The sequence below is a fragment of the Streptococcus sp. V728 genome (genome assembly GCF_052077995.1).
Lineage (GTDB): Bacteria > Bacillota > Bacilli > Lactobacillales > Streptococcaceae > Streptococcus > Streptococcus infantis_B.
Window position 1 is genome coordinate 24,989 of the sequence record NZ_JBQJJH010000005.1, and the last position, 12,440, is coordinate 37,428.

14 protein-coding genes are annotated in these 12,440 nt (G+C 41.0%); 3 read left to right on the forward strand and 11 right to left on the reverse strand.

Features of this window, described 5'->3' with window-relative positions; genetic code table 11:
* The first annotated feature begins 421 nt into the window (after positions 1-421).
* From ACTO1Y_RS08180 to ACTO1Y_RS08190, 3 genes are read left to right on the forward strand one after another with little or no spacing between them, the layout of a single operon-like run.
* A complete protein-coding gene (locus ACTO1Y_RS08180; protein ID WP_441348889.1) occupies positions 422-727 on the forward strand; it encodes a rhodanese-like domain-containing protein in 306 nt (101 codons plus the stop codon).
* A gap of 20 nt (positions 728-747) precedes the next feature.
* Positions 748-2,403 carry an FAD-dependent oxidoreductase gene (locus ACTO1Y_RS08185; RefSeq protein ID WP_441348890.1) on the forward strand — a complete coding sequence of 552 codons (1,656 nt, stop codon included), beginning with the start codon at positions 748-750 and terminating at the stop codon, positions 2,401-2,403.
* A complete protein-coding gene (locus ACTO1Y_RS08190) occupies positions 2,393-2,686 on the forward strand; it encodes a rhodanese-like domain-containing protein (protein WP_441348891.1) in 294 nt (97 codons plus the stop codon). The genes ACTO1Y_RS08185 and ACTO1Y_RS08190 overlap by 11 nt, the downstream gene beginning before the upstream one ends.
* Before the next feature lie 97 nt (positions 2,687-2,783).
* Here the strand turns inward: ACTO1Y_RS08190 and ACTO1Y_RS08195 are convergent, their stop codons facing one another.
* From ACTO1Y_RS08195 to ACTO1Y_RS08245, 11 genes are all read right to left on the reverse strand, one after another.
* Positions 2,784-3,041, reverse strand: coding sequence for a metal-sensitive transcriptional regulator (locus ACTO1Y_RS08195; protein WP_006150993.1), 258 nt, complete (start codon positions 3,039-3,041; stop codon positions 2,784-2,786).
* An 86-nt stretch (positions 3,042-3,127) separates the two neighbouring features.
* Positions 3,128-3,982 (reverse strand): VOC family protein, encoded by an 855-nt coding sequence (locus tag ACTO1Y_RS08200; protein WP_441348892.1) that lies wholly within the window; start codon positions 3,980-3,982, stop codon positions 3,128-3,130.
* A 130-nt stretch (positions 3,983-4,112) separates the two neighbouring features.
* Positions 4,113-5,615, reverse strand: coding sequence for a zinc ABC transporter substrate-binding protein AdcA (locus ACTO1Y_RS08205; protein ID WP_441348893.1), 1,503 nt, complete (start codon positions 5,613-5,615; stop codon positions 4,113-4,115).
* A gap of 9 nt (positions 5,616-5,624) precedes the next feature.
* Entirely contained in the window at positions 5,625-6,431 is an 807-nt protein-coding gene (locus ACTO1Y_RS08210; protein WP_006150990.1) for a metal ABC transporter permease, read from the reverse strand.
* Positions 6,424-7,128 (reverse strand): metal ABC transporter ATP-binding protein, encoded by a 705-nt coding sequence (locus tag ACTO1Y_RS08215; protein ID WP_441348894.1) that lies wholly within the window; start codon positions 7,126-7,128, stop codon positions 6,424-6,426. The genes ACTO1Y_RS08210 and ACTO1Y_RS08215 overlap by 8 nt, the downstream gene beginning before the upstream one ends.
* Positions 7,128-7,568 (reverse strand): zinc-dependent transcriptional regulator AdcR, encoded by a 441-nt coding sequence (adcR, locus tag ACTO1Y_RS08220; protein ID WP_441348895.1) that lies wholly within the window; start codon positions 7,566-7,568, stop codon positions 7,128-7,130. The genes ACTO1Y_RS08215 and adcR overlap by 1 nt, the downstream gene beginning before the upstream one ends.
* Positions 7,569-7,816: 248 nt before the next feature.
* A complete protein-coding gene (gene dltD, locus ACTO1Y_RS08225; protein ID WP_441348896.1) occupies positions 7,817-9,085 on the reverse strand; it encodes a D-alanyl-lipoteichoic acid biosynthesis protein DltD in 1,269 nt (422 codons plus the stop codon).
* Positions 9,078-9,317 carry a D-alanine--poly(phosphoribitol) ligase subunit DltC gene (gene dltC, locus ACTO1Y_RS08230; RefSeq protein WP_006153996.1) on the reverse strand — a complete coding sequence of 80 codons (240 nt, stop codon included), beginning with the start codon at positions 9,315-9,317 and terminating at the stop codon, positions 9,078-9,080. The genes dltD and dltC overlap by 8 nt, the downstream gene beginning before the upstream one ends.
* Positions 9,318-9,347: 30 nt before the next feature.
* Positions 9,348-10,592, reverse strand: a complete 1,245-nt coding sequence (dltB, locus tag ACTO1Y_RS08235) for a D-alanyl-lipoteichoic acid biosynthesis protein DltB (protein ID WP_441348897.1) — start codon at positions 10,590-10,592, stop codon at positions 9,348-9,350.
* Positions 10,589-12,139 carry a D-alanine--poly(phosphoribitol) ligase subunit DltA gene (dltA, locus tag ACTO1Y_RS08240; RefSeq protein WP_441348898.1) on the reverse strand — a complete coding sequence of 517 codons (1,551 nt, stop codon included), beginning with the start codon at positions 12,137-12,139 and terminating at the stop codon, positions 10,589-10,591. The genes dltB and dltA overlap by 4 nt, the downstream gene beginning before the upstream one ends.
* A gap of 17 nt (positions 12,140-12,156) precedes the next feature.
* On the reverse strand, positions 12,157-12,288 hold the full coding sequence (locus tag ACTO1Y_RS08245) for a teichoic acid D-Ala incorporation-associated protein DltX (protein ID WP_006150987.1): 132 nt from the start codon (positions 12,286-12,288) through the stop codon (positions 12,157-12,159).
* Positions 12,289-12,440 lie beyond the last annotated feature (152 nt).

Genomic DNA, 12,440 nt, shown 5'->3' on the forward strand with positions numbered 1-12,440 from the left:
TCTTTAAATCTCTGTTACAGATGCAAAAAATCCCGAAAAAAAGCACAAAAAGAGCAGTTAAATCCGACTTTTTTCAGGAGATTTAACTGCTGTGAGCCTTGCCCGGACAATATTTCAGACAAAACCTACGACAAATGATTACTCATATTATACCCGATTTTCTCTAATTTTTCAAGTCCTTTGAAGGATTTTTCTTGCTTTAGTATAGTTGTAGCTTGCTTTCAGAAAAGGTTATTTTCTAGACAACTAGTTGTTGAATAAATAGAACAGGTTCTATTCATTAACCTACCAACCAACTCTTTAGTTTGTAAGATAGCATCTTGTATACTGAAAAAGAAACAATACTAATCAATTCAACTTGCTTGACAAAAGCGTTGCTTAGTGGTTTAATATACCCCATAAGGGTATATCGGAGGTGCCTATGTTTCATTTATTTACAAAAATTGACAGTATTTCTACCAGCGAGTTAGAAGCTAAACTCAGAGAACCGATTCAGCTACTGGATGTTCGGACGCCTACGGAATTCCATAGAGGTCATATCAAAAATGCCAAGAATGTCCCTCTATCCGATATCGGATCTTATACACCAACGACAAAAGAAACACTCTATGTCATTTGTCATTCTGGTGTGCGCAGCAAACTAGCTGCGAAGAAGTTAAAGAAAAAAGGCTACGATGTCATCAATGTCCGAGGCGGTATGAGCGCTTGGACAGGTAAGGTCATCTAGAAGCATAAAGGAGAAAATCAATGAAAATTATCATTGTCGGGGGAGTCGCAGGCGGGATGTCAGCAGCAACCCGTCTCAGACGTCTCATAGAAGACGCTGAAATCACTATTTTTGAGAAAGGTCCCTTTGTTTCCTTTGCAAACTGCGGACTTCCTTACTATGTTTCAGGAGAAATTTCTAAACGGGAAGATTTGTTAGTCCAAACCCCTGAAAGTCTCAAGGCACGGTTTAATCTGGATGTACGACCTTTCCATGAGGTCATCAGCATTTCCCCAGCAGAGCATACTGTGACTGTCCGCCATGATGGACAGGAATTCACAGAAGGCTACGATAAGTTGATTCTCTCTCCAGGAGCTAAGCCATTTGTTCCTGCCATTGATGGCTTGGCAGAAGCTAAGAATGCTTACGCACTCCGAAATGTTCCTGATCTCGATGAAATTATGGCCGCCTTGGACAAGCATCCAAAGGAAGCTGTCGTCATCGGTGCAGGTTTTATCGGGCTTGAAATGGCTGAAAACCTGGCAAAACGTGGGTTGCAGGTTACTATTGTGGAGAAAGCACCTCATGTCTTGCCACCATTAGATCAAGAAATGGCAGCCTTTGTCCAAACAGAATTGGTTAAAAACGGCGTTCACGTTATCACTTCTCAGTCTGCGACTCGATTTGAAGACCAAGGAAAAATCATCGTTCTCGAAAACGGTCAAAAAATCACTTCTGACCTTACCATCCTTTCTGTCGGTGTTGAACCTGAAAATAGTCTGGCTAAAGCTGCGGGGATTGAACTGGGACTTCGTGGCGGGATCCTGGTCGATGAACATTACGAAACCAGCCAAAAAGATATTTTTGCAGTTGGGGATGCCATCGTCGTCAAGCAAGTGATTACGGGCCAAGACGCTCTCATCTCACTCGCTTCTCCTGCCAATCGTCAAGGACGCCAAGTGGCGGACGTCATCGCAGGACTTGGTCGTACAAACAAAGGCAGTATCGGCACTGCGATCGTTCGTGCCTTTGATATGACAGCTGCTTCGACTGGTCTCAGCGAGCGTATCCTTACCGTGAATCAACTTCCTTACAAGGCACTTCATGTCAGCGGTAAAGACCACGCTGGTTATTATCCTGGCGCTACTGATATGACCTTGAAGCTCCTCTTTGACCCAAACACTGGAAAAATCTATGGTGCCCAAGGAGTTGGGAAGAAAGGTGTTGACAAACGAATCGATATCCTAGCAACTGCTATCAAGGGAAATCTCACCATCTTTGACTTACCAGAGTTAGAGTTTACCTATGCGCCACCATTTGGTTCTGCCAAGGATCCCGTCAATATACTGGGTTACGCAGCCTTGAACCTTATCGAAGGTCTCAGCGACAACGTTCAATGGTACCAGCTCGAAGACGAACTGGCTAAGGGTAAGAAATTTCTTGATGTACGGACAAGTGGCGAATTCCAAAGTGGTCGACTTAAGGTTGACACCATCCACATCCCCCTAAACGAACTACGGGAACGCTTGGATGAACTAGACAAGAACCAAGCCTACATCGTTAGCTGCCACAGTGGTTTACGCAGCTATATCGCAGAGCGTATCCTCAAGCAAGCAGGATTTACCGTCCAAAACCTTGACGGCGCTTATTCACTATACAAAATGGCGAATCCAGAAGGAGTAAAATATGCTAACTAATATCAGCATGGCTGACTTTTATGAAAAATATCAAAATGAAAATCTAGATCTTATCGATGTCCGTGAAGTACATGAATTCCAAGCAGGACATGCACCAGGTGCCAAAAATCTTCCGTTAAGTACCTTGGAGCAAGGCTACAAAGAACTCAAACCTGACCATGAATACCATGTCATCTGTCAAGGAGGTGTACGTTCTGCCTCTGCCTGTCAATTTCTCAGCGCCCAAGGCCTCACCGTTACCAATGTAGAAGGTGGCATGAATGCCTGGCCAGGTGATATTTAATAAATAAAATTCAAAAAGAGCAGTTGGTCTAATTTCAAGAAAACCAACTGCTCTTTTAATCATTTGTTCACTATTTAAGAGAAACGTATGTTTTTTATTACTTGCGTTTAATCAAGTATTTAACCGCCTTTTCCAATCTTTCCTTCTGTGCTTGAGGATCCTCTAAAGGGTCGTTAATACAAGATGTTAAATTCTCCGTTATCATCAGTTCAATAATACGATCAACACTGGATCGCACTGCTGTTAATTGAGTAATGATATCGACACAATCACGCTCTTCCTCCATCATCTTTTGAATACCTCGCAATTGACCCTCTGAGCGTTTGAGGCGTGTAATGTATTTTGAATTTGTCATGTCTTTATCCTTAAACGATTTTTCTACATTATATCTCTAATACAGACCTTTGTCAAAAGGAGCACTTATCTTAAAGGTAAAGACTTCTAGTCCCCCACTCTAACTCGCGTAACGATACCGTCTTTGTCTGTAACGGAGAATTCCGAAGAGGAAATCCATTGAAGTTGCCCTTGCCTATCCTGTGCTTGCGTAAACAAATTGACCAAAAACTCTTTATTCTCAACTTCAACCACATAGTAGGCTAGTCCTGGCATTCCTTGCTCACGAGGAGCCAAGTTTTTACCTCCCCATTCATTGACAGCCAAATGATGATGATAGTCGCCTGATGCTATCCAACTGGCGTGTGGAATCGTGAATTTATCCTCAAGATCAAGAGACTCTTGGTAGAATGCACTAGATTCACGACTATTCTTAACGGATAGATGAACATGGCCCATACGAGTCCCACTTGCGATTGCAAAAGGCTCTATTTCTTTTCCTAGTTGGTAGATATCTTGGGCAGAGAGTTCTTCTGTCACACCAATAATACGGCCATCCTCACGAATATCCCACTCCGCCACTGGCTTGTCGCTATAGAGTTCTATGCCATTACCCTCCAGGTCTTCTAGATAGATAGCCTCACTATAGCCATGATCAGCTCCACCAACTAGTGGGATCTTTAAATCTAACAAGTGTTTAAAAACATTAGCCAAGTCTTCTCGGCTCGGTAAGAGCAAGGCCATATGATAAAGTCCGTAGCTCTGCTTAAGATTGCCTGTATTTTCTGTTTGAATAAGCTTCACAAGCGGTTTTTCTCCCGCACCTAAGATGACCTCCTCTTCCGATTGATGTAATATTTCCAAACCAAGTAATTGGTGATAAAAAGCAGTCTGACCTGCTAAATCTCTAACATTTAAAGCCACCTCAGCCAAATGAATGCGACTATTATACTCGTATACCATAGAAAACCTCTCTTTGTTGTAACTATTTTTATTACACCTATTATACTCCCCTCTCAGCCAATGTCAATCCAGATGCTCAACCCTGATAAAACAAGAAAAATCCTCCCCATGTAGGAAGGATTGTTTGGATTTAATGAGCCAACATTTCTTGGGCAATCTCTTGACCTGATAAGCCATCTGGATAGTAAGTTGGCCAGTTGTCCATCTCTTCAAAGAGGGCTTCTTGGCTAGTGCCTCCAAAGAAGATATGGAAATGCTCTGCCTTGACTGGAGCAATATTATGGTCGCTAAACTGAACATACTTAAATTGTCCAGCATCCGCATCTGTCGCTTCAAAGAGGAAGCGTACTCCACGATTGCCTTTCTTATAAGTCAAGATTTTCTTGCCGACATACTTGTAAGTGTATTTCTTACTTTGACCACCTTGGATGAATTCCATAGTATTATCCGTGATGTTAATCTTGGTCACATCTGTTTGGTAACCCTTTTGATAGTAGGCCTTATACTCATCCTTGGTCATCTTACCAGTCAATTTAGCCTTGTAGTCAAAGACTTGGTCAAGAGTCCCATCCTCAAGGAAAGGATAGACAGACTGCCAGTTGCCAGCATAGTCACTCAAAGTACGGTCCTTAACATCTGCATCCTCAAAGTAGCCATTTTGAACGGTTTTAGTTTCCTCGGCCTTTTCTGGTTCAATCTCTGCTCCTGCCTGATCAGTTGTCTGCTTGAGAGACTTGAGATTTTTCTCCATGACAGAGATATAGTTTTCTCCAGCCTTCATGTCCTCTTCGGTCAAGCTTTCAAGAGGATTCAGAACATCTAACTTCACTCCTGTTTCTTTTGAGAGGGTATTCGCTAGGGCTTGAGAAGCATTTTCTTCAAAGTAGATATAAGAGATTTTATTTTTCTTGATGTACTCGGTCAATTCTGCTAAACGGCTTGCTGAAGGCTCCGCATCTGGTGAAAGACCTGAAATAGAAACTTGATTGAGTCCGTAATCCAAGGCTAGATAACGGAAGGCAGCGTGTTGGGTCACAAAACTCTTTTGTTTAGCATTAGAAAGCCCTTCAGTATAGGCCTTGTCCAAGGCTTGTAGTTTTTCGATATAGGCTGCTGCATTTTGCTCAAAAGTCGCCTTCTTATCTGGATAGTCATCTGAAAGACTATCACGGATATGTTCTACAAGTTTGATTGCACGCGCAGGAGACAACCATACATGAGGGTCATACTCGTGATGATGGCCTTCTTCACCATGGTCATGGTCCTCCTCTTCTTCACTTCCTGGAAGAAGCAACATATCTCCAGTCGCCTTGATTGTTTTTACTTTTTTTGCATCTAGAGATTCTAAAAGCTTAGGAACCCAAGTTTCCATATTTTCATTCTCATAAACAAAGGCATCAGCATCTTGGATTTTAGCGACTGCCTTAGGTGATGGTTCATAGTCATGTGGCTCTGTTCCAGCCCCGATTAAGAGTTCGACATTGGCTGTATCCCCTGCCACTTGCTTGGTAAATTCGTAGACAGGGTAGAAAGTTGTGACAATATTTAATTTTCCGTCTGCTTGTTTTTGATTGGAACAAGCGACTAAGAATAGTGTTACAAGACTTGCCAAAAGTAGGCCTAGTTTTTTCATTTTCTTCTCCTATTTGATAAAACGTTTGAGTAAGCTGACTAACAAAAAGACAACTACAAAGATAAGGGTAATACTTGCACTCGGCGGTGTCTCTGCATAATAGGATATATAAAGCCCTGCTACCATACCTAGAAAACCAATAACGCTGGCAAGAATCATCACCGAACTAAAGTTCTTCCCTAGACGTAAAGCGATACTAGCTGGCAAGACCATGATAGTTGATACCAAAAGTGCTCCTGCGGCTGGAATCATGAGTGCAATGGACACACCCGTTACCATGTTAAAGAGAATGGACATAGTACGCACTGGAAGGCCATCTACAAAAGCTGTATCCTCGTCAAAAGTTAAGATGTACATGGGTCTCAAAAAGAGGAAGGTCAGAATTAAAACAACTGCTGCAATGACAAAGAGTCCAATTACCTGTTCTTGACTGATGGTCACAATAGAACCAAACAGATATTGGTCCAAACTCATCGAGCTAGAGCTCTTACCCTTACTCATAACAATGAGTGAAACCGCAAGACCTGTTGACATGAGGATGGCTGTTCCAATCTCCATAAAGCTCTTGTAAACCGTACGGAGATATTCAAGAAAGACCGCCGCAATCAAGACAATGGCAATCGTCGAGATGGTCGGAGAAATCCCTAAAACCAAACCAAAGGCCACACCTGATAGCGATACGTGACTCAATGTATCACTCATGAGACTTTGACGACGCAAGATGAGGAAGGTCCCAAGTACTGGTGAAAAGAGGCTCATAGCGATAACAGCCAAAAAGGCCCGCTGCATAAAATCATAAGACAATAGATTAAGCATGCTCCACCTCCTGGTCACTTTCATGGACATTGAAGCAACGCCATGGCGAATCTTGGTCTCGGACCAGGTGAATATTACGATCTGCGTAGTCCTTGACTTCTTCAGGATCGTGTGTAATCATCAAAACAGCCTTGCCATGATGGTGAGCACTATGGTGCATGAGCTTATAAAATTCATCCTTGGTTCCCGCATCCATCCCTGTCGTTGGCTCATCCAAGATAAAGATATCGGGATCTGAAGCAAACATACGTGCGATGACAGCCCTTTGCTTTTGACCACCAGAAAGGGAACCAATGCGTTTGTCCCGATGCTCCCACATACCAACCGAGTTTAAACTAGCCTTGATGTGTTCTTCATCATGGGCGTTAAGACGACGGAACCAACCCTTTCTAGGATAACGACCTGATTTGACAAATTCATAAACAGTACTTGGAAAGCCTGCATTGAAACTTGCAATCTGCTGAGGAAGATAGGCAATTCTTAGTTTTGTCCCACGAGTGTTGGTCTTTGAAATGGTAACTTTGCCAAATCTTGGTTGCAAAATACCCAGACTAGCCTTGATTAGCGTTGTCTTAGCTGCTCCATTTTCTCCAGTTAGGGTGACAAACTCCCCACTATCAACACTGTAATTGATATGTTCAAGCACAGGTTCCTTGTCATAATAGAAGGATAAATCCTCTACTGTGATGTATCTCATTACTTGATTTCTCCTACTAAAGCAGTTAAAAACCGCTGGATAATTTCTTGTTCATCTGGCGCGAACTGAGTCGCGACCTGCTCATAGGTCGAGAGGGTATGTTCATGATGGTGATGGTGTTCTTCTGCGATAGGTCGAGCCAAATCTGTCAATCGATAAAAAATCACTCGAGCATCCTTGGGATCCTTAGAGGTTTCAAGCATCCCCTCTTTAATCAAGGATTTGATAGCCTTAGTGACAGCAGCTTGACTGACATTGAGACGTCGAGCTAACTCAGAATTGGTTAATGATTCTTCTGACAAGAGCATGAGAATATGCTCCTGGGTATTTGTCAAAGCAACTTCACTCGTGCAATGACCAATCAAAATTTCATGCTGGTTTTCAGCTTTTAGGATAATCTCATTTAAAAATTGATCAATATCCTTCGCCAATTGTCTCATGATTCTCTCCTTTCTCAGAACAGAATTACTTTAAAATACAAGATTTTTACTTCGTTCCTTTACCAGTTAAGTATATCACATCCCGGTTAAAAGTCAAGAAAAAAGATGAAAAGATCTGATATGTTTTCATTTTCTCTACAGACTGTTTACTTCCTTCATTCAAAAGGAAACTTCACTTCTACACCAACCTTTAGCCAAAATTCATTGATTACAAAAAGCCCAAACCAAGGTTCAGGCTCTGTTGCTATTTATTGAAAATCTTTGATGTTCCCATCGTAATTTGCCCAATCCTGGCTGAAGAATCGATTATTCATTTGGTAATTAGGTGCTGTTGTTGGATTGCTCAAAAAAGGATTTACAACCTTGTCAAACGCCAACCAACCTAACCAACCGATATGAATCGTATCCTTGACAAAGTATGGTTCATCACCATCTTTTGAAAAGTCAGCGATGTTGGTGAACCCTTGACTTTCCAATTGGTATCGAATTTTTTCGACAGTGTGTTGATACATTTCTTCACTCAAGCCTGTATAATCCATCCATTTTTTATTGACAGGTTGAAAAACAAAAATCACATTGACCTTAGACTTGGCAAATTGATCGAGTACTAACTGTAGATCATTGTACTCAGGCGATTTTAGAAAGTTAAAATTCTTTTGAGAGCCTTCCCACTTTTTCAGATCCTTCTTTAGCTGAGTATTGTAAAAATGGTTTTCCACACCCAAATCATTATTGGTCGTATTTTCTTCACCCTCTTTTCGAGCGATAGCTTCCAATTCTTCATATGAAAATTGATCTGGGAGAGTACCCAAATATTTTTCAACGTGATCTTTGTAACTTAATCGCCCTCGAATGGAGAATTGCTCAAAAAGGGCTGCTTGCTTTTCATTGAATTCAGCAGAAGCTGTAATTATTGAATGGTCGAGGTCTGACAACTGTTCATTCTTAGCCAACTTTTCAACAATCCCTTTCAGAGAGATTCCTGGATTTTGTTTCAAAAGTCTGTTGGCAGCAAACTGAGAGGCAGCATCTCCAGATTGATTTTCCAAAAAAGCAGTTAGTTGATCATTATTAAAGTAAGTTTGGAAAATAGTCGGGTCATGATCCTCTTTTGTAAACCATTGTGGAGAGATTACAAATACCGCTTGTTTATTCTCAAGTTCAGATGTGATTTGTTGCATCCCAAAATACTGGCTAAGAGACGCTGCTCCTGCCTGCCCCAGAAAGTAAGGGCGATAAGAACGATTATACTTTTCAGCTAGTACCGCCGGGTGCATATTATCAAAGCGATTCCACTCACTGGACCCAAAGAAAGGGATAAAACGCATGTCAGGGTCTGTAAGAGCTCTCACTTTTTGACTTCTCTCCTTAAAGCTTTCTGCACTTATTGAGGCTGCAGAGTATTTTTCCTCCATAAGATTGTGACTTTTGCTACCAGGATAAAAAAGGATAAGTAGAAGAAGCAATAAAGCAGCAACAAGGAGTGGCCCAAAAATTAACCACAGACGTTTAAGCATTCTTTAACTCCGTAATCCCTGCTACGATTTTATTGGCTGTATTCCAATCATCACGACCAAATTCTGTAACCGGAACACGGATATCAAAGCGATTTTCAATTTCTACAATCAATTCAACTGTTCCCATGCTGTCCAAGACACCCGCATCAAAGAGATCTTCATCCATCATGCCAGAAACATCTTCCATGAACAACTCATCTATAATTTCAATAACTTCTGATTTGATATCCATTTTTTAATTCCTTCTATTTTTTAATTCCATTTATTTTTTAAACCATAAATCATTCAAAAATCCAGAAAAGATTAAGAATGAAATCATCACGACATGGAAGGTTATCACCATGCCAAGTAACTGAGCCCAACGATTCTCAAGCAATGGAGGTCGCCCTGCTTTCTTACGTTCCTTATTGAGCGTTTTTTTCTTCCGACCCCAGGCATCATTAATGACTAAGCCTAGTCCATGAAAGAGTCCGTAGGCAATGTAAAACCAAGTTAGCCCATGCCAGAACCCCATAAGGAGCATGTTCAGGATATAAGCAACACTTGAAGTCATATTTCGATTCTTAAACAATCTCTTTCTCGTCATCAACATAACCATACGCATGAAGACAAAGTCACGGAACCAGAAAGATAAACTCATGTGCCAACGATTCCAAAACTCTTTCAAATCTCTCGACAAGAAAGGTTTGTTGAAGTTGATTGGACTACGAATTCCCATCAGATTTGAAATCGCCAAAGCAAACAGAGAATAACCCGCAAAATCAAAGAAAAGCTCCAAACCAAAGGTATACATGACTGCGACCACATAATAGTTAAAGAGACCACCTGTCTGCAAAGCTAGATTTTTTAGCGGAGGTAATAAGATTTCACCTAAAATATGAGCTAGGATAAATTTATACAGAAACCCCAACATGATATATCGAACTGACTCAGCTAGCATGTCCATCAACTCATCACGTTCTGGAATCGTCTTATAATTTTCATTAAAACGCTTGAAACGATCAATAGGACCACTTGAAAATGTCGGCATAAAAAGGAGAAAACGTAAATACTCCCACAACTTCAATTCCTTAATGACCCCATCTCTGAGTTCAATAATGATTCCCACCGAACGAAAAGTCAAATAGGAAATACCAATAAATCCTAATAAAGACTGTGTGCCGTTAATAGCCGGTTGCACTTTCACAAAAATGATGGGAAGTAACGATAATAGACTCACTAAGTAGAAAATCCATTTGCCATCTCGGACTTTTCGATACTGCTTGTAAAAAAGTACCAGTAATATTTGCCATATCAGATAAATTCCTAAGGCAGCTATTTGATTAGTCTTGCCCCCCGTCAATATAGTAACGATAAAGAACAAACTAACCAATATTTCATACCAGACAAAACGTTTTTTGAAAAAAAGTCCGATAAAGATTGGCAAGGTAGCCGTAATTACGTACAAAAAGTACTGTGGATTCCCATAAGGCTCAATATGAGGTAGCTGTTTTAGGAAATCCATCATCTATTGTTTACCTCGCTAATCAACCCTTTGATATCGATTTTTCCATTTGGAGTTAGTGGCAAATCTTGTCTATAAAGGAACTTAGACGGCATCATGTAAGACATCATGATATCTTTCAAGTCTTCTTTGATGGCTTTCGTGATATCAATTTCGCGCTCAAATTGTTCTTTGACGCCCTCTTTTAAGATGACATAGGCCAAGAGATTTTGGACCTTGTGATCTTTATTATAACGCGGTACTGCGACTGCTGAGTCAATATACTTCGATTTGTTTAAGTTTTGAGAAACATCCTCTAGCTCAATACGATAACCATTAAACTTGATTTGGAAGTCCATCCGTCCACCGTAGAGAAGGAGACCTTCATCTGTCATGGTTCCGACATCTCCCGTATGGTAGGCTGGAAGACCTTCAAATTCGAAGAAGGCTTCTGCTGTTTTCTCTGGATTATTCATATAACCTTTTGAAACGGCTGGACCAGATACGATGATTTCTCCTTGCTCTCCATTTGGCAATTTGTTCCCTTCCTCATCAATGATAAAGGTTGGAGAATCTTCTTTGGTATAACCGATTGGCAGACGTTTCAAAATCGCTAACATCTCATCTGTGATTGCTACTGCCGACAAAGCAACGGTTGCTTCCGTTGGGCCGTAGGCATTGATGATGCGTGCATTTGGGAAACGCTCGCGCAATTTCTGAGCGGTTTTAACAGTCAACTCTTCCCCATCAAAGTAGAAATGGGTGATGCCTGGCATCTTTTCAGCATTGAAATCATCAGACAACATGGCCATATCTGCAAAAGATGGTGTTGAAGTCCAGATAGCAATCGGAAGAGAAAAAATCGTCGCAAAGAGTTGTTTGAAGTCTTGAGTGATGGCTGATGGGAGAGCAAAAAGGGTTCCTCCAAGAGCCAAGGTCGGTGCCCAGTACATGACAGACAAGTCAAAGGAATAGGGCGGTTGTGCCAACATTTGCGGACGCTCTGGCGTTGCAAATTCCTTGTCCGTAATCATCCAGTTGGTAAAGCTGAGCAAGTTGTCGTGCGAAATTTGCACCCCTTTTGGTTTCCCAGTTGTCCCTGAGGTAAAGATGATGTAGTAGTTATCATCCCCTTTGACCGGATGTTGCAAGTCATAGGCATGCTGAGCTGCATAAGCTTCACGCACTTGCTCCAAGGACATGATTGGAGCAGCTGGGTTTTTCAATGGAAATTCATTGATGGTCATAATCAAGCTAGGCTCTGCTACTTCAAGAATAGCAGACACTCGCTCCAAGGCAGAATGGCTATCAATTGGGATATAGGCATGACCAGATTTTGTCAAGGCCACAAAAGTTGCTAACATTTCATATTCTTGTCCACCAAAGACCACAACAGGAGATTTTTCAGGTATTCCTAGCTGATCAATGACTGCAGCCAGGCTATCAGAATCGGCTTTCAAATCACCATAGGTATGTTCCTCACCAAGGACATTATAGACCGGAAAATTGGGCTGAGTTTGAGCAAAATGCTCAATTCTTTCAATCATATCTCTAATCGGCTTATTAGACACGACGCTCTCTCCTTAAACTAAAATTCATTGTAAATAAAGCTTCCCTGACTTTGCCCTAAATAACTAAAGAAATAAAGTAAACCCAGCAAAACAATAAAATACAGGACAGTTTGCCCTAAAAAAACATAGTATGATTTCTTTTTATTCATGATTGATTTCTTTTCTGTAAATTTTCATCAATTTTTTGCAAAAATACAATTACTATTTTATCTCGTTCCCATTTTACCACTTTATTCCCTTTGTTTTCAACTGTTTACCATTTTTTAGAAGTTGATTTTAGCTTATTTTAAGACAAGGCAAA